This window comes from Pseudomonas veronii, assembly GCF_002028325.1.
Classification (GTDB): Bacteria; Pseudomonadota; Gammaproteobacteria; order Pseudomonadales; family Pseudomonadaceae; genus Aquipseudomonas; species Aquipseudomonas veronii.
In genome coordinates this window covers 3,516,286-3,540,714 of record NZ_CP018420.1, presented here as the reverse complement: position 1 = coordinate 3,540,714, position 24,429 = coordinate 3,516,286, and the positions used below count along the sequence as shown (strand labels likewise).

Annotated in this window: 21 protein-coding genes and 1 pseudogene; 17 read left to right on the top strand and 5 right to left on the bottom strand. The window is 54.0% G+C overall.

What is annotated here, in order from left to right; all coding sequences use genetic code 11:
* Positions 1-35: 35 nt before the first annotated feature.
* Positions 36-1,352 carry a flagellar hook protein FlgE gene (gene flgE / locus PverR02_RS16035; protein ID WP_079443862.1) on the bottom strand — a complete coding sequence of 439 codons (1,317 nt, stop codon included), beginning with the start codon at positions 1,350-1,352 and terminating at the stop codon, positions 36-38.
* Between the two features lie 313 nt (positions 1,353-1,665).
* On the opposite strand from flgE, the gene PverR02_RS16030 reads away from it, so the two are divergent.
* Positions 1,666-2,172 carry an AAA family ATPase gene (locus tag PverR02_RS16030; protein ID WP_079445016.1) on the top strand — a complete coding sequence of 169 codons (507 nt, stop codon included), beginning with the start codon at positions 1,666-1,668 and terminating at the stop codon, positions 2,170-2,172.
* 87 nt (positions 2,173-2,259) lie between these two features.
* On the opposite strand, the gene PverR02_RS16025 is transcribed toward PverR02_RS16030, so the two are convergent.
* Entirely contained in the window at positions 2,260-3,162 is a 903-nt protein-coding gene (locus PverR02_RS16025; protein WP_046383487.1) for a LysR family transcriptional regulator, read from the bottom strand.
* Positions 3,163-3,309: 147 nt separating this feature from the next.
* Here PverR02_RS16025 and PverR02_RS16020 point away from each other — a divergent pair, with 147 nt between their 5' ends.
* The 5 genes and pseudogenes from PverR02_RS16020 (at position 3,310) to PverR02_RS16000 (ending at position 8,794) form a co-directional block, all read left to right on the top strand.
* Entirely contained in the window at positions 3,310-4,083 is a 774-nt protein-coding gene (locus PverR02_RS16020) for an SDR family NAD(P)-dependent oxidoreductase (RefSeq protein WP_079443861.1), read from the top strand.
* A 43-nt stretch (positions 4,084-4,126) separates the two neighbouring features.
* A pseudogene (locus PverR02_RS16015) lies at positions 4,127-5,447 on the top strand (MFS transporter).
* Positions 5,448-5,763: 316 nt separating this feature from the next.
* Entirely contained in the window at positions 5,764-6,495 is a 732-nt protein-coding gene (locus PverR02_RS16010; protein WP_079443860.1) for a GntR family transcriptional regulator, read from the top strand.
* 135 nt (positions 6,496-6,630) lie between these two features.
* Entirely contained in the window at positions 6,631-7,920 is a 1,290-nt protein-coding gene (locus PverR02_RS16005) for an MFS transporter (protein ID WP_046489496.1), read from the top strand.
* Between the two features lie 28 nt (positions 7,921-7,948).
* Positions 7,949-8,794, top strand: a complete 846-nt coding sequence (locus PverR02_RS16000; protein ID WP_079443859.1) for an amidohydrolase family protein — start codon at positions 7,949-7,951, stop codon at positions 8,792-8,794.
* A 149-nt stretch (positions 8,795-8,943) separates the two neighbouring features.
* Here the strand turns inward: PverR02_RS16000 and PverR02_RS15995 are convergent, their stop codons facing one another.
* Entirely contained in the window at positions 8,944-9,471 is a 528-nt protein-coding gene (locus tag PverR02_RS15995; RefSeq protein WP_079443858.1) for a MepB family protein, read from the bottom strand.
* 291 nt (positions 9,472-9,762) lie between these two features.
* Here PverR02_RS15995 and PverR02_RS15990 point away from each other — a divergent pair, with 291 nt between their 5' ends.
* The 4 genes from PverR02_RS15990 to PverR02_RS15975 are packed head-to-tail and all read left to right on the top strand — an operon-like array spanning position 9,763 to position 15,032.
* Complete coding sequence (locus PverR02_RS15990) at positions 9,763-11,016, top strand: tyrosine-type recombinase/integrase (RefSeq protein ID WP_079443857.1); 1,254 nt, start codon at positions 9,763-9,765, stop codon at positions 11,014-11,016.
* A gap of 11 nt (positions 11,017-11,027) precedes the next feature.
* On the top strand, positions 11,028-12,548 hold the full coding sequence (locus PverR02_RS15985; RefSeq protein ID WP_079443856.1) for a tyrosine-type recombinase/integrase: 1,521 nt from the start codon (positions 11,028-11,030) through the stop codon (positions 12,546-12,548).
* Positions 12,535-14,628 carry a hypothetical protein gene (locus PverR02_RS15980; RefSeq protein WP_079443855.1) on the top strand — a complete coding sequence of 698 codons (2,094 nt, stop codon included), beginning with the start codon at positions 12,535-12,537 and terminating at the stop codon, positions 14,626-14,628. Before PverR02_RS15985 ends, PverR02_RS15980 begins: the two co-directional genes overlap by 14 nt.
* A gap of 41 nt (positions 14,629-14,669) precedes the next feature.
* On the top strand, positions 14,670-15,032 hold the full coding sequence (locus PverR02_RS15975; RefSeq protein ID WP_227778654.1) for a hypothetical protein: 363 nt from the start codon (positions 14,670-14,672) through the stop codon (positions 15,030-15,032).
* Between the two features lie 105 nt (positions 15,033-15,137).
* Here the strand turns inward: PverR02_RS15975 and PverR02_RS15970 are convergent, their stop codons facing one another.
* Complete coding sequence (locus tag PverR02_RS15970) at positions 15,138-15,587, bottom strand: hypothetical protein (protein WP_079443853.1); 450 nt, start codon at positions 15,585-15,587, stop codon at positions 15,138-15,140.
* Between the two features lie 85 nt (positions 15,588-15,672).
* On the opposite strand from PverR02_RS15970, the gene PverR02_RS15965 reads away from it, so the two are divergent.
* Together PverR02_RS15965 and PverR02_RS31855 are read left to right on the top strand one after the other, a co-directional pair.
* Positions 15,673-15,969, top strand: a complete 297-nt coding sequence (locus PverR02_RS15965) for a helix-turn-helix domain-containing protein (RefSeq protein ID WP_079443852.1) — start codon at positions 15,673-15,675, stop codon at positions 15,967-15,969.
* Between the two features lie 91 nt (positions 15,970-16,060).
* On the top strand, positions 16,061-16,261 hold the full coding sequence (locus PverR02_RS31855; protein ID WP_152032017.1) for a hypothetical protein: 201 nt from the start codon (positions 16,061-16,063) through the stop codon (positions 16,259-16,261).
* A 38-nt stretch (positions 16,262-16,299) separates the two neighbouring features.
* Here PverR02_RS31855 and PverR02_RS15960 read toward each other — a convergent pair whose 3' ends face one another.
* Positions 16,300-19,362, bottom strand: a complete 3,063-nt coding sequence (locus PverR02_RS15960; protein WP_079443851.1) for a toll/interleukin-1 receptor domain-containing protein — start codon at positions 19,360-19,362, stop codon at positions 16,300-16,302.
* 637 nt (positions 19,363-19,999) lie between these two features.
* Between PverR02_RS15960 and PverR02_RS15955 the strand changes: the two genes are divergently transcribed.
* The 5 genes from PverR02_RS15955 to PverR02_RS15935 are packed head-to-tail and all read left to right on the top strand — an operon-like array spanning position 20,000 to position 24,363.
* A complete protein-coding gene (locus PverR02_RS15955; protein WP_079443850.1) occupies positions 20,000-21,169 on the top strand; it encodes a carbohydrate kinase family protein in 1,170 nt (389 codons plus the stop codon).
* 57 nt (positions 21,170-21,226) lie between these two features.
* Positions 21,227-22,609, top strand: coding sequence for a toll/interleukin-1 receptor domain-containing protein (locus tag PverR02_RS15950; RefSeq protein WP_079443849.1), 1,383 nt, complete (start codon positions 21,227-21,229; stop codon positions 22,607-22,609).
* Complete coding sequence (locus tag PverR02_RS15945; protein WP_079443848.1) at positions 22,606-23,307, top strand: 8-oxoguanine DNA glycosylase; 702 nt, start codon at positions 22,606-22,608, stop codon at positions 23,305-23,307. The genes PverR02_RS15950 and PverR02_RS15945 overlap by 4 nt, the downstream gene beginning before the upstream one ends.
* Positions 23,304-23,906 carry a 7-cyano-7-deazaguanine synthase gene (locus tag PverR02_RS15940; protein WP_079443847.1) on the top strand — a complete coding sequence of 201 codons (603 nt, stop codon included), beginning with the start codon at positions 23,304-23,306 and terminating at the stop codon, positions 23,904-23,906. Before PverR02_RS15945 ends, PverR02_RS15940 begins: the two co-directional genes overlap by 4 nt.
* Positions 23,896-24,363, top strand: coding sequence for a TIR domain-containing protein (locus PverR02_RS15935; RefSeq protein WP_079443846.1), 468 nt, complete (start codon positions 23,896-23,898; stop codon positions 24,361-24,363). Before PverR02_RS15940 ends, PverR02_RS15935 begins: the two co-directional genes overlap by 11 nt.
* Positions 24,364-24,429: the final 66 nt, after the last annotated feature.

Sequence of the window (24,429 nt, the reverse complement as noted above, 5' to 3'; positions counted from 1 at the left end):
TCGGGTGGAGCAAACAATGGACTTCCGACCACGCCTCACGTCATCTGGAGCAACGTTTTGTTGATGGTGCTCTCGGTCGAAATCGTCTTGGCGTTTGCCTGGTAGTTGCTCTGGGCCTTGATCAGGTTCACCAGCTCGGTGGTCAGGTTAACGTTGGAGTTCTCCAGAGCATTGGCGACGATCGATCCCAGCGTTCCGGCCTGAGGGACGTCATAACCCGGCTGGCCTGACGCGAAGGTTTCCTTCCAGGCAGTGCCGCCTGCCGGCTGCAGGCCTTGCTCGTTGTTGAAACTGGCCAGCGATAGCTGGCCGATGGCTTTACTTTGCTGGTTGCTGAACGTGGCGAACATCACACCGCTACCGTCGATTTTCAGGCCGGTGATTTGCCCCGTCGCGTAACCATCGGTGATCGGCGGGTTGCGATAGCTGGCTGAGTTGTACTGTGTAATGTTGGCCATGTTGATCGCAACGCCGGCCGGGTTGGCGGCAGCGCCGTTATATTTCCATGCGCCATTGACCAGCGCGCCCGGCTTCCAGTCGGTAATCGTCAGGGTGGTCTTGGACGTGGTGGAGGGCGGTACTGTAATAGTCGAAAGGGTGCCCGACGTATCAAATGTCAACAGTGAGCCGCTGGGCGCGACACCGGCGGGGCCACTGATCGCCGTGCCGTCTGGATTGCGTCCATCGATCAGCGTGTAAGACATCCATTTATTGGCGTCCGTCTTCACCATGTACTGCACCATAGCGTGCGAGTTGCCTTGGGTGTCGTACAAGGTGGTGCTGTATTGGGTCGTGAAGCTGCTGGTGTCGGTTGGGTCGAACGGCTTGGTGGCTTGGTTGATCGCCGGCGCAGACGCGTTCAGGTTGCTGGTGGAGTCCACCTTGCTGGAAGCCTTTGGCGGCAAGTTCGATAGGTTCAGCCGCAGGTCGGTCAACCCGCCTTTGATGATCTTGCCGTCGGCGTCTGCGGCGTAGCCTTGCAGGCGAGAGGTGCCCGTATTGTTGGTGATGTAGCCATCTTTGTCTGCGCTGAAGGCACCGTTACGGGTGTACTGCAGAGAGCCGTCGCTGCCTTTCTGCACAAAAAAACCACCGCCTTGGATCGCCATATCCAGTGTGCCGCCACTGCCGTTGACATCGCCTTGAGTGAACTGCTGGGACACAGCGGACAGGTTCACACCATTACCGATCGCGTTACGCCCAGTACCCAGCTTGGCAGCCGCATAGATATCAGCAAATTCTGCACGGGATGATTTGAAACCGGTGGTGGCGACGTTGGCGATGTTATTGCCAGTGACATCCAACTGTTTGTTGGCCGCAAACAGCCCGCTGAGCCCAATATTAAAAGACATAGCCACTCCTTATTTTGCCATTCGGTTTGAATTTGAAGCAGGGGGCTGATCTGGCCGGGATTGAAGCATGGGGTTGCTGAGATACCTTTGGAGTATCTTTTTCAGGCCGTCAGTTAGTCATCCAAGCGCCCACCGCTTAATCGGCGATGACTTTAGAGATGCTGATTGTGCGCAAAGAATGTCGGGTTTTATGGGAGGAACCATGGAGGAATGATGGAGGCGTCAGATTTCTTGTGGGAGGCATAACTTAAACGGTGATCTGATGACCGAGGTTACAAGGTACATTGTGTTTGCACTCTTCCAAGGACAGACAATGCTTATCGTATTCAGCGGCCTTCCGGGCACTGGAAAAACCACTATCGCCAAGGCCCTCGTCGCTACGACAGGCGCCCTCTACCTGCGGATCGATACGATCGAACAAGCGATTCGAAACTCCGGTGCTCTTGCGCAAGACGTGGGGCGCAGTGGCTACATGGTCGCGAATGAACTCGCCCTGAGTAATCTTCGTCTAGGCCGTATGGTCATCGTTGATTGCGTAAATCCAGTCATCGAAAGCCGAATGGCGTGGAACGAAGCCGCCTCGAAAGCGGGTGTTCGGTTGGTAAATATTGAAGTGATTTGCTCGGATAAAAACGAACATCGGCGCAGGATAGAAACGAGGTTGGGTGATATTCCCGGGTTGATTCCACCAACCTGGCAATCTGTGTTGGATCACGAATATGAAGCGTGGGCCGAAGCGCCGTTTTGCATAGACACCGCGCTGACTTCGCCGGAGCAAGCAGTATCGATGCTCACCGAAGGCTTATTGCCCAGTGAGTAGTGGCGGCTAATGGGAGCTTAGTCTGCGGTGAGGGCAGGGGAGTTTGCGCACTTGCCTGCGGCGCGGCGCGAGCAACCGCTGTTTTCGCTAGCGAAAACGCTCGGCAGCGGGGTCAGCCAACAGCTCGTTCACCAGGTTGAATACGGTGTTCTTCACCGGACTGTCCAGATCAACCCAGGCAAGGCCGGTCGTTGCCCGGTAATCGCCCAACTCCAGGGGCTTGGACATCACGTTGGCGGGCAGGGCACGCCCGGCACGAGCCGGCAGTAACCCGACGCCGAGCCCGGCGGAAACCAGCGCGAGCATGGTGGTGAACTCGCCGAGTTCCGATGCTATTTCCAGCTGCGCGCCGTGGGTGCTCACGGCATGCATTAGGCCATCGTAAAATCCGGGTGCATAGCGTCTGCCGAGGACGAAAACGGGTACGTTTGCCAGCGCTGTGGGGTGCAGCGTGCCGCACACAGCCAGAGGATGATCGCCGTGCAAAGCCACTATGAAGGTCTCCCGTAGCACTTCCAGGGTTTGAATGCCCGGGGCCACGGCCGGCAAACGCATCAAGCCGAAATCGAGCTGGCCATTTTTCAGCGCCGCTGTCTGATCCGGGCCCGGCATGTCCTTGAGTTCCAGTTCAATCCGCGGGAATCGTTGATGCAGTGAGCGGATCAAGGTGGGCAGCAATTCGGGTAATACCGAGGAGACGAAACCTAAACGCACGCGACCTATTTCACCGCGCCCTGACGCCCTGGCCACGTCCGCTGCATGGGCCGCTTGATGCAAGGTCGCGCGCGCCTCTGGTAGGAAAATCAGTCCCACTTCGGTCAAAGCGACCGAGTGCCGACTGCGCTCGAACAGGCGCACCCCCAGTTCTTCCTCGAGCAACTTGATCTGCATGCTCAGCGCCGGTTGAACGATCGACAGTTGCTGCGCGGCTCGACCGAAGTGAAGCTCCTGAGCCAAGGTCACAAATGCTCTCAAATGTTTGATTTCCATCTGAATACTCCGAGCTTTCAGGGGCTGTTTCGCGCTTATCATGAATTTTGATCACGATATCATTAATGACGATTGGACGTGACCGCTGGGCTGCGATGAAGTGACGGCAAGGCCGAAAAAAACAAATGGCCATTTGTGGAGAACAGCATGTCATTCAATACCAGTAGCTTCCAGCTTAACGGGCGCAGGGCCCTGATCACCGGTTCGGGCAAAGGCATCGGGCTTGAACTGGCCAGAGGCTTGGGAGCTGCGGGCGCCACTGTGGTGATCAATGATCGTAATAGTGACAGAGCGAAACTCATCGCAAGTCAATTGCGTGACGAGGGTGTAAGCACAGAGATCGCGGTGTTTGATGTCACCGATCAGGCTCAGGTTTTCGAAGTGATCAATAGCTTTGAGGCGCAGACCGGAGCCATCGATATCCTGGTGAACAATGCCGGCATTCAGCGGCGGGCACCGCTGGAAGATTTTGCCGCGAACGATTGGCACGAATTGATGCGGGTCAATCTAGACGGCGTCTTCCATGTGTCCCAGGCAGTCGCCCGGCACATGATTGCCCGGCGTCGCGGCAAGATCATCAATATCTGCTCGGTTCAGAGCGAATTGGCCCGGCCGACGATCGCTCCTTATGCGGCGTCGAAAGGTGCCGTGAAGATGCTCACCAAGGGCATGTGCGCCGAATGGGCGTGCCACGGTATTCAGGCCAATGGGTTGGCACCTGGCTATTTCGCGACGCAGATGAACCAGGCGCTGGTAGACAATCCGGAATTTTCCCAATGGCTGTGCAAACGCACGCCCGCGGGCCGTTGGGGGCGCGTCGAGGAGTTGTGTGGTGCCGCCGTATTTCTCGCATCCGCTGCCTCGGACTTCATCAACGGCCAAACGATCTTCGTCGACGGAGGCCTGACAAGCGTCGTTTGAATGTTACTCCCGCCGCAAACAACAACAATAACAGGGGACATCCATGAGCAACCTCAAAGAGCAGGTAGCGTCGCTGGTCGATATTGCCGGGCAGGCTACCGACGAAAATCGTCAACACGTCAAAACCAAAAGCTTCGCACCCAAGCGTTGGCGGTATCTGATTCCGCTAATTTTCATTACCTACAGCCTCGCGTATCTGGATCGCGCCAATTATGGCTTTGCCAGTGCCGCGGGCATCGAGCAGGACCTGGGTATCACCAAAAGCATGTCCTCGTTGATCGGGGCCCTGTTCTTTCTGGGCTACTTTTTCTTTCAGGTTCCGGGCGCTATCTACGCGCAGAAATACAGTGTGCGCAAATTGGTGTTCTGGAGCCTGATCTTGTGGGGCATCTGCGCGATGGCCACGGGGCTGGTGACCAATATTCCGATGTTGATGGTGATCAGGGTGTCGCTGGGCATCGTCGAGGCCGCAGTGATGCCCGCCATGCTGATTTTCATCAGTAACTGGTTCACCCGCAAGGAACGCTCGCGTGCCAATACGTTTCTGGTTCTCGGCAATCCGGTCACCGTACTTTGGATGTCGGTGGTCTCGGGCTATTTGATTCACGCATGGGGCTGGCGCGAGATGTTCGTGATTGAAGGCGCGCCAGCAGTGTTGTGGGCGTTCATCTGGTGGCGGCTGGCGCGGGACAAGCCCGAGCAGGTCGACTGGCTGACTCAACAGGAAAAAAACCAGCTGGCCGCGACACTGGCAAACGAACAGAAAGGCATGAAGGTGGTGCGTAATTACCGCCAGGCGTTTACCAGCCCGGTGGTGATCCAGTTGTGCTGCGTCCACGCGCTGTGGAGCATCGGGGTTTACGGATTCATCATGTGGCTGCCGACGATTATCAAACAGGCCGCGGCTGCGGATATTGTCACGGTAGGCTGGTTGAGCGCTGTGCCTTATGTCGCGGCCGTGGCCGCCATGCTTGCGGTGTCTTGGATGTCAGATAAATCCCAGCAGCGTAAACATTTTGTCTGGCCGCTTCTGGCGCTGGGTGCGCTGGCATTTTTCTGCTCCTACTTGCTTGGCTCGAGCCATTTCTGGTTGTCGTTTGCTTTGCTGAGCATCGCCGGGGCGGCTTTGTACGCGCCTTACGGACCGTTTTTTTGCGTTGATCCCGGAAATTCTGCCCTCCAATGTTTTCGGTGGCGCAATTGGTTTGATCAACGCTTGCGGGGCATTAGGTGCCTTTGTGGGCTCATGGATTGTCGGCTACCTGATCGGCCTTACCGGCAACCCCGGAGCGGCCTATATTTTCATGACCGTCGGCGTACTGTCCTCGGCGTTGCTCATGGCTTGGGTGAAGGTGCGGCGATGAGACACAAAATTGACTGCGCGGCTGTCAGCGATCCTGGCAATGCGTCAGTAGCCGTTGTGGTGATCCGCGATCAGTGCCGCCCTCAAAATCCTTGAGCAAGGCAGCGGTGTGGCTCAAGCGTTGATGGACAAGATTTGCGGGGGGGCAGGGGAGACAACGGTGAGGATTTCCGAGTCGAACTGACGCAGATTGGCTACGGCTTGGCCCCGCCATTCGTCAGCAAAATGTTTTGACCCTTATTGACAGCCAAGCGGTATGGGGAAATACTCACCTCTATATTCATATATATGACTAGATAACAAGGTGAATAAAGTCGATGAATGCTCTTTCCAGTGATGTTCGCCTGCCGCTTTACCAACGCCTGCGTGACCATTTGGCTGAACAGATCGCCAACAATCGCTGGCGTCCCGGGGAAGCGATTCCCACCGAAGCTGCGCTTTCAGCGGAATACCAACTGTCTACTGGCACCGTGCGCAAAGCGGTCGATGCATTGGTCAGTGAAGGTATCCTGGAACGTCAGCAAGGTCGAGGCACTTTCATTCGCCGGCCTCAGTTCCAATCTTCGCTGTTCCGATTCTTCCGTTTTCAAACCGCTGCCGGCGAGCGCCGGGTGCCAGAGAGTCGCATCCTGTCGATCGAACCGGTGACCGCGCCCTCGGCGGTGGCCCAGGCGTTGGGGCTGCCACTCGACGCGCCGGTGATCCGCATTGTTCGTGTGCGTCTGCTCGATGTTCAGCCGGTGCTCGCCGAAGAAATCTGGTTGCCCCGCAACCGCTTTCAGCCGCTGCTGGAGATCGACCTGAGTAGCAAAGGGCCGCTGTTGTATCCGATCTATGAAGAGGTCTGCGGTCAGGTCGTCGCCTCGGCCGAAGAAACGCTGACCGCTGAATCGGTGAATGACGTGCACGCGCGATTGCTGCAAGTCCCGGTCAACAGCCCGGTGGTGGTGATCGAGAGGCTGGCGCGTGATTACGCCGGCACACCGCTGGAGTGGCGTCGTTCTCGCGGGCATGCCGAGCACTTCCGTTACCGCGTGGATATTCGCTGACCCGTGCCTGGGTAGCGTTTCGTTCAGCGGCGAGTCGGTCGCCGCTGGTTTGATCGTTTTGTCTGTTCTGACTGGCCTCGTAGCGGCGCGGTTCGCTCTCGGCTGCCTCACGTTCCACCTATAAGGATAAGAATCATGTTTAGCTGGTATCGCCAAGTCACTCCTCGGGAGCGCAAGACGTTTTGGGCCTGCTTCGGCGGATGGTCGCTCGACGCGCTGGAGGTACAAATGTTCGGCCTGGCGATTCCGGCGTTGATCGCCGCGTTCGCCCTGACCAAGGGCGACGCGGGGCTGATCAGTGGTGTCACCCTGGTCACTTCAGCCATTGGTGGCTGGGTAGGGGGGACGTTGTCCGACCGCTACGGCCGGGTACGCACACTTCAGTGGATGATTTTGTGGTTCTCGGTCTTCACCTTTCTGTCCGCGTTCGTGACGGGATTCAATCAGCTCTTGATCGTCAAAGCGCTCCAGGGTTTTGGCATCGGTGGCGAATGGGCTGCCGGCGCAGTGCTGATGGCTGAGACAATCAACCCTCAATATCGCGGCAAGGTCATGGGAACGGTGCAAAGCGCCTGGGCCGTAGGTTGGGGCCTGGCGGTAGGGGTGTTTACGCTGATTTACTCCTTTGTACCGCAGGACATGGCCTGGCGTGTGATGTTCCTGGTCGGATTGCTGCCGTCGTTCCTGATCATCTGGGTACGTCGCAACGTCGAGGAGCCCGACAGCTTCCAGCGCCTGCAAAAAGAAAACGCCATCCCGCAAAGTTTCTTCAAATCCCTGGCCGGCATTTTCCGCCCTGAACTCATCCGCGTGACGCTGTTCGGTGGCCTGTTGGGCCTCGGCGCGCACGGCGGCTACCACGCAGTGATGACCTGGCTGCCGACGTTCCTCAAGACAGAGCGCAACCTGTCGGTGCTGAACTCTGGCGGCTACCTGGCGGTGATTATCTTCGCCTTCTGGTGTGGCTGTGTGGTCAGCGGATTTTTGATCGACCGTATTGGCCGTCGCAAAAACATCGTGTTGTTTGCGTTGTGCTGTGTCGTCACCGTGCAGTGCTATGTGTTCCTGCCGCTGACCAATACCCAGATGCTGTTCCTGGGGTTTCCGCTCGGCTTCTTCGCGGCTGGCATTCCGGCGAGTCTTGGTGCGCTGTTCAACGAGTTGTATCCAGCGGACGTGCGCGGCGCCGGTGTCGGTTTCTGCTACAACTTTGGTCGAGTGCTTTCCGCGGTGTTCCCGTTCCTGGTCGGCCACATGAGCGACTCCATGTCCTTGGGGTCTGCAATTGGCATCGACGCAGGGGTCGCCTACGGTGTGGCGGTGATCGCGGCACTTTGCCTGCCGGAAACCCGTGGGCGCAGTCTCGTGGCCTCGACTGCGCCGGTGCAAACCACGGTCGACGGCAACGAGACCGCCCGGGCCTGATGACCATTACCTTCGATAGATGAAATCCATGCCTGATACCTGTCCTGCGCCGATCACCGGCATCGACTCCCACGCTCATGTGTTCAGCCGCGAGCTGAACCTGGCCGCTGCACGACGCTATACCCCTGGCTACGACGCCACACTTGCGCAGTATCTGAAGCACTTGCAAACCCATGGTCTGAGTCATGGTGTATTGGTGCAGCCGAGTTTTCTCGGCACCGACAATAACTACCTGCTGGCGGCGCTGAGGCAGGTGCCGGAGCGATTGCGAGGGGTAGTGGTGCTGGAGCGAGGTGTCAGCCGCGTCATGTTGAACGACATGGCTCGGCTGGGCGTGGTCGGCATTCGCTTGAACCTCATGGGCAAAGCCTTGCCTGACTTTCACGACGCTGCCTGGAAGGACTTCTTCGGCCACATCGCTGAACTGGACTGGCACGTGGAGTTGCACCGCCAGGTGGAGGATTTACCGAAACTGATTCGTCAGCTGATGCCGTTTGGGATCAAACTCGTCATCGATCACTTGGGGCGTCCGGACGCGCGTTTTGGCCTTGATCAGCCAGGTTATTCCGAGGTGCTGGAACTGGGGCTGAGCGGGCAAGTGTGGATGAAGGTGTCCGGTATCTATCGACTGGAAGGTACGCCACAACAGAACCTCGAGTTTGCCCGGATGGCGTTACCGCTGCTGGAGCAGAGCTTCGGCCGTCGCCGTTTGGTGTGGGGCAGCGACTGGCCGCACACGCAACATGAAGAAGGCGTCGGTTTCGATACGGTGATCGATCAACTTCAAGCACTGGAGTGCTCGACGGAGCTTATGCGTGCGCTGCTAGTGGACTCGCCACGGATGTTATTCGGGTTTGCAAAAGGCGAAAGTTGAAACTTACGCGTAAATTTCTGGCTACTTCAGACCTTTCTTAGTTGTAGAGAGGGAGGAGGGAAGGAGTATATTAATAACTCAACTAAATGACTATTTAGTTGAGTTATAACTAGCAGTCATGAAAGAGGGGGCTGGAGTAGGGTATACGCTCACTTTAACGAGGACCTGAACAACGATTTTATGTGCTGTAACGAAGTCTGGTCTGAGGGTTCAACTGTCACGAAATGCTGGAGTTGCCACCGCTGAGTCTGTAACGCTTGCTTGGCAATAGGTCGGCTCCAGGGCGGATACACACGTAAAGCACGCTTGCCACCGACGCCATTTATGGACATCACGCCATGGGACAGCAACGTTGCACGGTCAAATACAAACTGACCACTTTGTTCGGTGCCAGTCGCGTGGATCACAACGAAGTCGATATTATCGTTGCTATCCAGCGGAGTAATCACACTCGTTGCACAGGGTCGTTTCCACAGGGTCACGAACTGACCAATCTTGGTCGGCGTGGTTTTGGCGACACGGAACACAACCTGGCGAGTACCCAGCATGAATCGACAACCGCCATACTCTCTAGCCTCAACGTCAGGAGAAATATCTTCCGAGCATTTCAAGCCAGCCGGCAGATAAACCGCATCAATCGCAGCAAACAAACAACTCGGTACGACTGACGTGCCCATGGATGGAACCTTGATGGATTGGATTGCAGCAGATGCGAACGTAGCGAGAAGATGTGTGTATTGCAGCGAACACATCAACAGACGCCACTGGTTCTAAAAGAAGCGTACCACCCACCCAAAGTCAGAATCTAATGCTACGCATAATGTATATTATGTTAAACGAGGTGCTATGTTAAAAATGTTCATGAGTCTCGTAAGGCACTGATTCGACATATCTGCTTCTGGCATCCATTCTCTCAACGGGCCATGTCCTTCGTGTTCATGGCGAGTCATTGAATGAGGTGGCTGCCGATGAAACTGATTCAGTGCCGTTTCTCTTCAGGTCAGCGTGTTCCGCTGCTCGTGCACGCTGGCAACGCGGAGCCGTTGCCCGTACTCGTTCCGTTCATCTACGTCCAACTCAGACTCAGGCACCGGGCTTACAATACGGCGGCGGCACATCTGCGCGCGATCCAGGCTTTCTATAGCTATGCCAAAAGCCGTGACCTCAATATTGATGACGCCATCTTGGCCTGCCAATTCGAATCGATTTTGACTTTACTGGACGGTTACGCCATTTGGCTCCAAAGCGGCCGTCAAGCCGACAACCTGGTCGCCCGAATCGGCAAAGCTGAAACGGCACCTTTTCCACAGATCGATCCGCGTACTCGTGACCAGTACCTGCGTTTGCTGAAGCTATACCTGTCCTGGTGTGTCACCCGATACATCCCGCGCGCTCGTCAAAATTCAACCACCCAGGCTAACATCGAGGTTGTATTTGCAGATGTCGCCGACGTCATTGAGCGGCGCTTTGAGAGCCATATCATCAACGTTCGGCAGGACCGCGCTCGTTACCGCAGCCTGACGGATACGCAACTCCAGATCATTCGCACATTGATTCGCCCCGGCGCTACGGAGAATCCGTTCCCGGAAAGGCTGCAGCTGCGCAATTGGCTAATGATTGAATTACTACTGGAGACCGGTATGCGCCGAGGGGAGCTTCTCAAACTCTACACCACCGATGTCAATGAGGGTTCTCAGCATGCCTATGTCAGCATCAATGACCGCGAACATGATCCCGGCGACCCGCGCGCTGAAGAGCCTGCGCTGAAAACACACGGACGGACAGTAGGTATCTCCGCGCAATTGTATGAGGTCTACGAGCGTTATATCCAGGGCGAGCGACGCCCCCTGCGTAATGGCAAACCAATGAAATTGCTGTACCGCTATTTGTTCATCTCTGACCGAGGTCGCCCGCTGTCGATCCGCGCGTTGTCTAACGTCCTTGATCGGCTGTTTCTGACCATTGAACTGGCTCATCCGGGGTTGTTGCCTACACTTTCCGCGCATGACTTTCGCCACACCTTTGCCGACCGGTTTTTGGCTTACCTGGTCGAGAAGCGTGGGTATGACCTCGAGCGGGCCACTGACGAACTCCGGCGAGTCTGCGGTTGGTCTGACACTTCGACGATGCCACGCCGTTATGCAAGTCGTTATCTAGCCGAGTCGGCCAACCTCCACAACGCCCAGCGTGCCTCGGCAGCCTGGAGCCGACTTGACAGTTAAGGAGGTTCGCCGTGACCAAATCAGCCGATCAAGAACACGCTTCACCCTCCTCCTCTTTTCCGGCCTACGTGTTCGAGGGCCCGGCTCAGGTTGCGATTCGAACTCGCACCAATGACCAGCCACGATACGTCGATACCCGGCTGCCGGTGTGGACGTGGTACGACGGTGGGGTCGCACTGAAAATTGACTGGGCCTCGCTTGACTTAACTCCAGAGCTCAATGAAATAGCCAAAGGCTTTATGGCATATGCGTTGGAAAAATATGCTCCGCAGACAGCATTCATGTTTGTAAGATCTCTTGTCTATTTATCAAGCACCGCGCTTGCCCGTTACTTTCCTTGGGATTATCAAAATTTAATCGCTGAATTAAATGGTTTCAAACAATCTAGGCAACATCTAATTGGATTCCGCAGACTTTATCGCTGGGCAGTTGATAGAGGGATTAAAGGTTTTGAGTCAAACATCTACCTTAAAATCAAGGATGTGAAATCAGATCGGGTTGACCCATATGCTCGAATTTTTCTCTCGCAGTCTGGTTTAGAACTTGATGAGGAAATTCGATTGCTCAAGCGTATAGAGCGAAAAGCTTCTTCAAGTGACTGGGTAGCTGCTCAGTTCAATATGATGCTCCACCTGGGTTTTGAATTGGGGCCGCGTTCGATTCAATTTCATTCGCTAGACATTGCGGATTTTGAGTTCATTGAAAGCGCTGATCATGAGAAGTACTACACCCTATGGCTACCCATGGCCAAAAAGGTCGGCCAGCGCAGACCTGAGCGGCGCCCCCGTAAAATAACTACCCGCCTGGGTGAGAAAATCTCACGGCACGTTTCAGAAATTCAGCGCCGTTTTGGTAGCGACTGTGAACCATTATTTGTCAGTCCTCGTGGAAGGCGCCTTTCGGTTAATGAAATCGGTCCAGGCCTCAAACACGAGCTACGTGAAGCCGGGATAGACAAGCCGAACCAGGTAACCATGTTGTTGCGTCATCACCTCGGGCAAGGTTTGGCGGACCAGGGAACTCCGGCAGACATGATTGCCGAACTGCTCGGGCACAACAGCACGGTTGCGGCGCGTGCTTACGTAACGGCAACCCCCAACATTGCCCGGATCAAAGAGAAAGCACTGGGTAAGAGCCCGGCCTATCAACGCATCATGCGCAGCTTATTAACTGGGGAAATCGTCCAACGCCGCGATACTGTGCCGGAAAGAGCCATCCGCGGCGTCATCGATACGCAGTACATCGGGGACATTGGTGCCTGCGCCCTCCCAGTTCATACCCACTGCCCCTACAATCCCGTCTACGCCTGCTACACCTGCAAGAAATTTCACCCCTTTGCTGACGGCCGCCATGAGCAGGTGAAAGAGGCGTTGCAACGGGAAGCGCAACGGTTCATTGACATGGCAGAACAAGCCGGTGACCTCATTCACAACCGGCCCCTCGCCCAACATCAGACAACCATCCTGGCAGTAAGCGCTACGATCGAACGCTGCCGGCAGCACACGGAGGATGCCGCAGATGACGCTGTCTAGGGCAAGGCAGAGCCTCGAAGGCTTCATTGCACAGGAACAAAAGATTTTTCAGTCGTTGCCAATTTCAACGCCGTGGGCGTCACCGGTATGGGACGTCGGAAGTTGGTTACCACAACGGGATAACCAACATGCTCTTACGTTCGAAACACATCGACAAGCCCTCGAGAAGACAGGCTATTCCGCCCCGCCTAAAGGACCACTCCCCTCCACTTTCCAAGATTTTAGCAAAGCCTTGATTGTGTATTTGCAACGCACCCGGAATCTGAAGTTTTCGATGGCGGCTGCATACAATATTGCCGTACGCCGGCTTTACAATCCCTTGTTTGAACGCGGCGTATCCGATCCCACACAGTTGACGCGAGGCGATTTTGATCGCGTCGTAAGATTTCTCCGCGAGAGTGGCTACAAGAATCTCTACGACGCGACCTCTCATCTTCAAGTAGTAGCGGATACGATTGATAGTCAGCAATTAACCGAGATCGCCATCCATTTTGAGCATGATGCAAAACCAGAAAAGCGCCGTCACGATTACATTTCATTGCACGATCCTGATCGCGCGGTAAAACAACGTAAATCTGATGACAGGTTGCCTTCTCGCGAGGCGATGGAGGCCTACGCCTTATGTTCGAACAACCCACTTAATGAGGGCGAAGAAATCTTGCTGCGCGTGATCGATTTGCTGATCGCGACCGGGCAAAGGGGCAATGAGGTAGCAGTAATACCCTATGACTGTTGGGTCGAGAGACCAATAAAGGGGCCGACAGGTGAGGTGGTTGTAGATGCCAATGGCAGGCCTCTGGTCGAATGCGGGATCAGGTACTTTGCGGAAAAGCAATTTCAATCCCGTGTTCATTGGTTCGCAGAAAGCGACGTTCCTTTAGCCAGGCGTGCGGTCGAACGTTTGAAGGTGCTGACGCAAGAGCAACGAGAAATCGCTAAGTGGCAAGAGGCCCATCCAGGCCGTCTCTGGGATTACTCTCCGCAGACGGCAATGTCAGAGGTTGAAGTTCTGCGTTGGCTCGGGTTTAGCCAAAACCGAGACACAGCTAGGAATCTACGTGTGTATTTCGCTCGACACGGAATTCATCCTCATCGATCCAAGGAGATTAACCGCAGATATTTGGCAGGTGATATTGAGCGCATGCTCGTTCCGAAGCTTCATAGCCATGCAGTATTAACAGAAAATGTGGGGGGCACGCTTCATATTGTCCTTAAAACCAGCGAGACGCTTGCTATCGCTTTTGATGGTCAATTCCGCCTGGGTGGACGGGAAGCAAATGTGTTTCGTGCGATCCCGCGTCGGGTGACCCTTTTGGATATCAATCATGCACTAGGTAACGATGAAAAGTACGCGTCCATTTTTTCACGCCGATCATTAACAGAATCCAACGGCGCGCCTATTCGACTGACTAGCCACCAACCTCGACACTGGCGGAACACGATCTACCATTTGACGGGCATGAGCGATGTTCAGCAAGCGCTGGCCTTGGGGCGAAAACGTCTCGACCAAAATACTTATTACCAACACACAAGCGTTGAAGAAAACACCGCTGCCCACCAGGAGTTCTTGGCGTTCAATAGTCATCACGAGCGCATCGATTTCTTACATACAGGCATAAGAGATAAACGCATTCAGGGCGCTTTGACAGACAGTTACCATGCTTTGCTATCAGATAAAGGCACAACCACTGCAGAAGCATTCCTCACCGTGCATGCCACGGCGCTGCACGTGACACCCTTTGGAGGTTGCATTCACGATTTCTCCCAAGCGCCCTGCCCTAAGCATCTTCAGTGCTGGAATGGCTGCTCGCATCTCCATCTGATGGGCACTCCATCGGAACGGGCCAACCTTGAGAGACAAGCCGAGAATCTGACGACCGCAATTACTATCATGCGCGATGCCGGCGCTGGAGAGGCAGGCAGCGATGTATGGCTGGCGGACCAGGAAGACAAGCTCAACAATTTAAAATCCGTCCTCGCACGCGATACCAATGTAGGTGTGCAACGCGTGTTTCCAAATGGGCATCCAATGACGGTTGCGGACACGGATAAGCGGCACAGTTCGGTTTCGGATGATTAGAGGCAACCATGGCGCAACGACAGACCTTGAGGGGCGGAACCTTGGACGAGGCGATCGACGCCCTCCTCGCTCAAATGATTAGCTTAGGGCTGGAGCTCGCGCCTATTTCACGCCCCGAAGTGCAGCGTCGATTGGGCCTGACTAGCCGAGCTACCTTAGTGGGGGACCGTGGGAGGCGAATCGAGTCCGCCCGTATTGCACAACTCAAAGAGAGTGGCAGAGATCCAGACGGTGCCCGCCGCCGAAGAAGCCTCGAAGAACGTATTGCTAATCTTCAGGTGGAGAATGCTGACTTGATAAAGCAGCGAGACCAGCTCTATGAAGCACTTTCGGCAATTGCGCACAATTGTCTGCTGAAAGGACTGGATGTCGAAAACATACTAACTCCATTGAGAAAGCGGTAAGAGGCAGAAAGGTTGCCAACGCCGCTAACTGACGCGGCGACCAGGCAAGATTGCCTAACGCGCTAGCGCATCGAAGCTGCTGTTAACCGTTCGAGCGTGTTGGTCTCATGCTCGCCGAGATACTGGTGTGGCCGAAAAAATGATACGAAAATTTTGTAGATCGGATGTGCTGGCCCCCAGAGCCTCAGTGTAGATATGCCCTCCCTCCAGGCTATACACGTAGGCCGCCTCCTTGCTGAGGTCATCCACCGTTTCGCGCACCTCTAACAGCCTCTCCATCTTCCACCCATCACTTCCGTTCAGATAAGTCGGTGAAACCAACTGTACATCCAACACCCGGATGTCTGCTCCTTGTTCATTAAGTAACTGCTCAAGCGCTGAAATGCTGGGAAGCATAACCATGCTAGTCAACGCTTCACTGCCTTGTCGTCGACCTACTTTGACGTAAAACCAGGGGCAATGAGTGGTCTGCTCAACGTACTGCCAGCACTGGATAGAGTCATCCCCCAGGTACGCGTCGAGGAAAATCTCTGCTTGTTTGTGAGTGATGAACATAGCGCCACTCCAAAAGTGAACACTATAGATTGTAGCCCTATAGAGCTCTAAAAGGCTTCATCGTTCCTTTTGCGAGATTGGCAATATGGAACTGAAACAGGCATTTGGCTCAGCTCTGAAACAGCTGAGATCGAAAAGGAAGCTTTCGCAAGAGGATTTTTCCGACGTCAGCAGTCGTACTTATCTCAGCACCCTAGAGCGCGGTCTGAAGAGCCCTACGATCGAGAAGGTAGACGAACTGGCATCTGTATTGGACGTTCATCCGCTGACCATCCTCGTAGGCTGTTACCTGCTTCAGGACAATCCGATCTCCCTCGACGAACTGTTTTCCCGTATTCGAACGGAACTGCCAAATGAGATGAAATTAACATCTGATACATGACGTTCCTTCTGCAAAGGGGATCAACGGAAGACTACGGGTTGTAAGGCCTGTGCTAGCATCCAATTTGATCCGAAGATCGAGGTGAGCAGCGATGAAGCACCCAATTCAACCGGAAAATAGCTTCTCTGAAATTTTGGAAGGTAAACGGAAACGCCGTGACGCGTTAATGCTTGCGATTAGCCTTGCGTCGCCGTCCGAGCTTGAAGAATCTGCCCAACGTTTGAAAGAAGCGATGAAAAAGTCCGATGGATCACGTCGTAGCCGCATTCTCCCCCCCGAGTTTTCCCGATAGGCAAACATTACCCCTGCGTGGGTAGAGCTATGGAAGGCTTAACGGGTGAGCTGAGAGGGATCAGCTTTTGTCAGGCGCAAGTCATCCAAGCACTCGAGTAAGTTTATGCCGAAGGCGGGCAATCGATAGATGTCCCATTTCTTATCGCCAGTAGCGCTTTCCACCGCCAGCAGTACCTGCTGACCTGAGCCTACGGCGTGAAATTTCCCGTAACCTGGTATCAACGATACTTCGGCCAGGGTCATAGCATCGTGCAAGGCGACGCCCTCACTCGTTTGCACAAGGATGAGACCTTGCTCGCTGAGGTCGACAATCTGACTGGCGCCCGGACGCAAAGGGGCCTGCTGCAAAAGCGTATTGCCATCGGCAGACATCTGTAACAATCGGTCGTCACGAGTAGCTACCAGCCAGCCTTGCGTCTGGAAAACCGCAGATTTTATTGCGAGATCCCGAGTCGCCGGGTTAACAGTTGGTTGTAGTTGGTGCGCGTTGATGAGCCCCCATCGACCTTTGGTATTGAACACCAACGTGGTGTGGCCATCTGTGGAGAATATGAGACCGGACTGCGACTGGTCTCGAACGCCAAACCAAGGGGATTCGCCAGGGTCTACGGCAAAATATGCCGAGCTGCCTTCAATCTCTATAGCGCTTCGGGCTTCAGCCGGCAGGTAGGTCAATAAGTGTCTATCCAGCGAACTGCGAGTCCACACCTCGCCGGTCGATTCGTTGAACAGATGTTCGCCGGCTGGTGCGGGTAATACCTGCAATTGGTCGGACTTTAGATTGATACGTGTCAGCACATCGTACGTCTGACCGTAGATGTCGCCTTTCCAGGGATTATCAAGGATCGGGGTGTGCCACGAAATGCCGTTTTGTCTCAGACTCTGAGCCAACAAGCGACTCATTCCGTCATCGGTCGACGGCGAGCGCTCATTGAACGACACACGGCTGAGAACATTGTTAATTGTTGCTTCATTTAGCGATGGGCTCAGCTCACGCAAAACCTCACCGTTCTGGTTCAGAAGCTGATAAGCCTCACCACTATAGGATCGGACCCAATGCTGATCCGGTGCGATGTCAGTACCAAGACTAATCGCGCGTATGCCATCAGATGAAGCAAATAACATTGAGGTCTTTCCAGAGGCCGTGTATTTCCCTTTCAGCGTCTCTACAAAGAATCGGCCTTGAGGCCAAACCTTAAGCAGCTTTTCGTTGTGAACCGCGTACCCGTCGCCGTTGGGCGTCATGGCAGCATGCGAATAAGGCACCTGAGCGATCCGCTCGAATCCTTCATCGGTGACCTTGACCCACTCACTGTCATTACCCTGCGAGAGGACCAACTGCCGTGCTTCTGGTATGTAATCGAACCATGTTGCGGCACTGGCATAGGTGCCCACGAGGGTACAACCTTGACTTTCGCGACGATATAACCATAGCAAGGCAGGAGACTCGGTTTGCACCAGCAACTGTTTTGCAGAGATGGGGTCGGCCTGAATCACTTTTCCCGCTGCAATCTGACAGCGCCATAAGGGCTTGAGCTTTTCGGTCTCGAGCGTCACCACTGACGTGCCCGCTGCGGAAATGTCGGCAACGCTCAACAAACCACGACGCGATCCCATGACAAAATTGCGATTCGCATTGATGCTCTGTCGAACTTCCATCTGAGCATCTCGATAGCGCTCGATAGCCTGCCCCTGGTCATTCAGATAAACATCACCGGTATGATCGTCCCAGTCAGCGACGCTACGGCCGCTAATCACTTTCCATTCCCCGGCGGGACGCCGGAAGGCAACGTACTTGGATTCTCGACCGAACTCGACAATCAACTGCCCGCCCACCCAGTAAATTTCGAAGTCTGTTCGTTGATTGTGTGGGATACCCGAAAAGTCACGTTCCTGAGCAAGGTCCAGTAAATCCTGAAATTTCCCGCTATCCATATCGAAGGTAAATAGCTGATTTCTGATCAGCAGGTATAACTTGCGACCCTGCGTGTCGGCTTCGACACTTTGTCCCTGTAGTGCCAATGGCAGGTCTGCGGTACTCAGTCCTTGCTGAAGGAAATGCTCAATAACTGGCGTCATGTCGATGTAACTCAGCACACTTAAGTCGGCGCTGTTGATCAGTGCTGCACGTGATCCTTCTAAAGAAGCCAACAGCAGTGAGCCCTGCGCAAGACTTTGCAAATCGTCTTTTGTCGTCATTGCGCTAATTGGCACGCTGACCCGCTTATTCAGCAGTGTCCGGTAGATGACTGCCAATTGCTCCGATGAGGGCCCCTGCCCCAGCGCTTGGCGCACCTTAATCGAGTCTTGCAAATACTCACTACCGCCGTCGTAATCAAGGCGACGAAAACGCGCGTCGGCAATAGACAGCAGTTCAACCGAATGACGTTCGGCACTGTCCTTCCTGCTTTTTTCTCGCTCATAAAGGCTCCAGACAAATAACATAACCGCCGTGAAGATCAATGCCGAGATAGCTATCAGCCTTTTTCGCTTACGTTCACGGTCGCGCTGTTTTAACGTGTCAAAACGCAGCTGCAAAATGCTTGCTATGATCTTGAGCAATACATCCTGGCGACTATGACCATCGCGTTCACGCATATCGGCGGCGGCAGGCTCCTCCCTAAGGCTTGTATCAAGCTCGCCGTCTTCCCCCAATGGATGACACAATGCCGGACAAAAGTAATCTTCACTTGCCGCCGGCACACGATTCCTGCTCTTTGAATAGCTATCGACTATTACGGTAAAAATCCGGTCGGCTCGTCCAGTACGTTTGAAATGCAGAACCTCTTCGTTTACCCATTTAGATGCTGCTGATTCAGGTGAACAAAACACGATCAAAGCATAGGATTCGTCCAGCGCTTGAATGAGTGAATGCCCAAGATTGGGGGAGCTTGAAAGCTCCTTGCTGTCGAGAAACACAGGGGAAAGACGATGTATATTTCCCATTTGCCGCCGAACCATTTCACGAATATATGTTGGTAGCGTCCAAGCCTCCAGGGCACCATGAAACCATTTTGCTGTCTTGCTATCAGCATGGGAATAGCTGATGAACGCCCAATACTTTCGATCATTGATGGGGGAGCTGCGTACTTCGTCCATGGCTTACTCAGATTGTTAGAGCGTCCAGCGGGCACGAAATCCAAACTGAAGTGCCTACTGGTTGTCGCGACATAATTCGATGCAGTGATTTTAATATGGTATTTCAGTACTAGGCTATCGTTCATTAGCATATGCCAGAGGTTGCCTCGATATTTTGAAACCACGACCGCCGTTAGTTTTCAGTTACTTGAATTTATGGTTAGCGCCCAAACGTTTCGCGTATTTATGAGAATGCCTTACCCTTGCATACGACCAAGCAGAGTGCTCATGAGAATCCCTTTATCGAACGGCGGGATAACAGCATTTGAAATTTCCTTGCCATTCGAGGCGCGCGACATAAGACGGTTAGGTGAAGTACGCCCAAAATGAGAATGGATATAATGCAGAGTCTGTCAAAGTCACATGTGCTGGCTGGCGATGCGATAGACTCAAATCCTTTGGATTGCGACGCCATTCGATACGAACCTCAAATCAAGGTGCCCAGCTGAACCATCAAATGAGCCTCCTTGAGCAAATCTTCGGATGGCACCAATATTGATGGCAATTTGTCTTCATCTCGGTAATATCGCCTGCGAGGCGCTACGGACGAGATCAAAGCTACTGAATATTCTTTCAGCGAGCGGTTAGGAGGCAGGGCATGCACATTGCTGGTGGTCTTTATCGTGAGCTTTGCGACATACCTTTTTGGGACGCAACCCTTGGCTCCGGGGGACGCGCAGCTGTCGCAATTGCAGGAAAATGCCCGAGTGTTGAACTACACACGTATGCTTCTTCTGCCGATAAGCCGACCTTGGTAGCGCTGCGAAGTCAGGGCATAAAACTCAACATCAGCTTACGGCCATCGCCAATCGCTTTTGCCTATTTCCATTCCCTTTCGGTTCCGCACGTCCAGCCTGTCTATTCCGATATTGAACGGCAAGCCTCAATAACCGTTACGGGTGATGCCGTCTTGCGCTTTGGTTTTCTGGAAGGCGATGCGGTTGTGATTGCCAACAAGGCGGTATATGACCCCCAGACCTGGCGAAATCCCGCAGCTTTTACAGCCAATGGATCGAAGGCCAATGAATTGGCGCTGGTCTTGAATGAGCTGGAACTGCAGCATGCTTCAGGCATAACGGAGCTTGAGCAGGCTGCAGAACACTTGATACGTGTGCAAGACGCGGCCGTTGTGGTGGTTAAAAGGGGAACACGAGGAGCATCAGTTTACGAACGTTCTGGGCAGGTTTCTTACGTCCCAGCCTATCGCTCCTCGACGGTTTTCAAGATCGGAACAGGAGATGTATTCAGCGCTTTGTTCGCGCTACATTGGGCAGAGCGAGGGCTTTGTGCAGCGAAGGCAGCTGATTTGGCCTCACGCAGCGTCTCAATGTATTGCGCCACTCGAACCTATGATTTTAACAAGCGCGTGATGCTTGAACTACAGCCGGTATCCTCCGCAGTCGGTGCTGTGATTCACCTGGAGGGTTCTGCGCAATCATTGGGCCAACGGTTCGCACTGGAGGAAGCCAGATACGCGTTGGGTCAACTGGGAATGGAGGTTTACTGCCCTGAGCTGGAAGTTGATTCGAGTGTACGAAACGCCGATGCCGTCTTGGTCATTGATGACGACCTGAGAGAAGACGCACTGTCTCGAATTGCCCTCGCCTACACTAGCGCAATTCCTGTTGTGACGCTGCATGAGCGCATCAGCACTAAGCTTTCTATACCTGAAAGCACCTGGATCACCGACGACTTCACGACGGCTATGTACCTGGCTGCATGGTCAGCAGGTGACCGACTCGCGGCAGACGAGCGTAGAGAACAATAAAGGCATCCCCTAGCGGGCCATGCAATGGAATGTAATTAGTCGAGGCCTGATCACCCCATGTCTGACGTGTATATCGTTTACCCAAAAGAAAATCTTGCTACGACTGAAAGACTGCACGAACTCCTCTCTCCACAATGGGAGGTCTGGTGGGATGACAACATCGTCGGCGATTGGCGGCCGGCCATCGAGGAAAACCTCGCAAATACAAAATGCATTGTCGCGCTAATCTCAGCTTTCTCGGGAAAGGCAACAGTGACCGAAGAGCTCAGAATTGGTCAGCAGCACACCTCAAACATTATCGCTTTGTCGTTGGATGGTACAGCCGCGCCCTATCCGTTTGGCAGTGTTACAAGTATCGACTTTCGTACTTGGCAAGGTGAGGCCGATCATCCGGGCTTTCTGCAGTTACAACGAAAAATTGGACGGGTCGCAGCTCCAAGAGCGAAACCAGATCGTCTTCAAGTAACTGCGGCCGGAAGGCTGCCCATTCCAAACGTATTCATGTCCGTTTCGTCACACGAGACACAGTTCGATCCAGCGGATGCCCTGACGGTACTCAAGGTACACAACACTTCCTCGATTCTGGTATCGGCGTACGATCTTGTGAAGTCTCCCGATCGAGAAAACATGATTAAAGAGATCAAGACCTATCGGGAAAATGGAGGTTTTGTGCTCATGGACTCGGGCAACTATGAAGCGACCCGTTTGAATGACGAGGATTGGAAGCCCTCTCACTTCAAACAAGCTTTAGCTGAAGCTCTCCATGACTGGGCTTTCATTTTCGACACCAAGCCCAGCAAAGATCCACAGGTCGCCATTAGGCAGGTCATCAGAGCAGTAAAAAGGGATTCGAAACACTCAACTGTGCCTGTAATCCCAATTGTTCATGTCGAACAGAATGAGCGGGGCCTCGCTCAGTTGCCTGAGATCGTCCGGGGCGTCTCCGAGCAGCTCAATCCACCGGTAATTGCTATTGCGGAAAGGGAATTGGGAGCTGGGATGGCAACACGGGCGAAAACGATGAAGCGAATCAGGGCTGAGCTCAACGAGTTGCCCTACTATCAACCCATCCACCTGCTCGGAACTGGCAACCCTTGGAGCATCGCAGTGCTTGTCGCTGCCGGGGCGGACACATTCGATGGCCTAGAGTGGTGTCGATTTGCAGTTGACCCCGCCCACGGACGCCTGCACCACTTTCAGCATTTTGATTTTTTCAAAAATAAGGGGGAGCGTACCCCTTTCCTCGACATGGTGGATGCTGACCATGCAATCAAATACGCGGGAAGAGTCGCGTTTTACAATCTGGAGTACTATGCCGAGTTCGGCCGACTCATGCGCGAAATGATCTCAACAAAAGATGCGGAGCTTTTTGCGACTGGCACCATGCGGGGTATAGGCTTCCAAGAGCTGAGAAAGCTGTTCCCGGAGATTTTCCCATGACCCATTACACACCAGAAGCCCTGTCGAGGGCAGTGGCAGCGGTATGCCCAGACATCCGCTTGCGCATCGATACTGGTACTGTCTCTGATGAGCGACACCTGTGGTGGGAATTGTCATGCTGCATTCTGAGCAGCCAAGTCCCCTACTCTCTAGCGATGGCCGCCGCTGACGCGATCGACAAACACGGCTGTCTGCACCAGGACGGCCAGGATTCTCAAGGATTGGCTGACCGGCTTTTTGACCTACTCAGCGCTCCTTTGGATGTTGAAGGCAAAACACGCCATTACCGATTCCCCAAGGCACGAGCTGGACATCTGGCCGCAACTTGGACCGCTGTCACCACGGCTGCTGGCTCACTCAACTCACTGATTAGTGGTTTGACCGCAAACGATATGCGTACTTGGCTGGTTGCTCACGCGCCAGGCGTTGGACCAAAGCAGGCCAGTATGTTCTTGCGTAACTGCGGCATAACTTACGACTTGGCGATTCTGGATCGTCACGTGCTCAATTACATGTCCGCCCAGGGTATTTATTCTGGCGGACAAGCGTCGATATCCGGACTGAATCAGTACGGCAGACACGAGAAAACGCTTAGGGATCATGCGCAAGAGTTGGATTGTCCGGTAGGCCTACTTGATTGGGCCATTTGGATTGTCATGCGCGTCGCGAACAGAAAGCAGGAGGCTAGTTCAATATGAGCATCGTAACACTCGTTTCCGGAGGCTTGGACTCCACACTGGTTGCCAAACTGGCGCAGGAGGAAGGGCTGCACATTTTTCCGCTTTTTGTCGACTATGGCCAGCGTGCACGCGACCGCGAGCTGGCTGCCTGCCGACTAGCCATGAAAAAACTGGGACTGCCGGAACCTGAGATCGCAGGTCTGCCGGGATTTGGGCAGTTGATACGTTCGGGCCTGACCGATTCAACTCTGCACATCGTAGATGACGCGTTCACCCCCGGTCGAAACATGCTTTTCCTGCTGACAGCGGCTGCGTACGCCTATCAGAAGAAAGCAGATGCGATTTCGATTGGCCTGTTACATGAAAGCACCAGCTTGTTCCCGGATCAGACCTCTCGCTTCCTTAGAGAGGCTGAGCGCATGATATCTTTATGCATGGGAAGAACGATCAAAGTGCTTGCTCCTCTTTCCTCGTTTACCAAACCCGATGTTGTTGCTCTGGCTGCAGAAAAAGGCATTTCCGAAACTTACTCATGCCATATGGGTGAAAAAGAGGCCTGCGGAAACTGCATTGCCTGTAACGAATTCAAATTTGAGGTGGCCGAAGATGGGCGGTAGCAGCACGGGGGGATGGAGCCGGCTTGGTGATGTCAGATCTTTGGAACAGAAAGCCAAGGCCGCTCTTCAGGAAGGCAAGCGTAACGTCTTTATCAGCTTCGCCACAGAAGACATGAACGACGTCAACCTGTTGAGAGCCCAGGCTAAGAACGAAAACAATGACATTGAGTTTAACGATCATTCTGTGCGTGAGGCTTATGACAGTGAACAGGCGGAGTACATACGGCGCAAAATCGCTGAGCGCATCAATCGCTCGTCAGTCACCGTGGTGTACCTTTCTGATAGCGCTGCAAAAAGTGATTGGGTGCAGTGGGAAGTACAGAAAAGCCTAGATCTGGGCAAAAAAGTGGTAGCGGTTTACAACGGTCAGAAGTATTCCGGCACAGTACCCAAATGGGTAGCCGAAAACGGCATCAAAACCGTGGCTTGGTCGAAGCTGTCAGACGAACTGAAATAATACCTACAAGTGGATCAAGGTGCGCCCAACTCTGAAATCAACACCTTGATCCACCAGGGTACAACC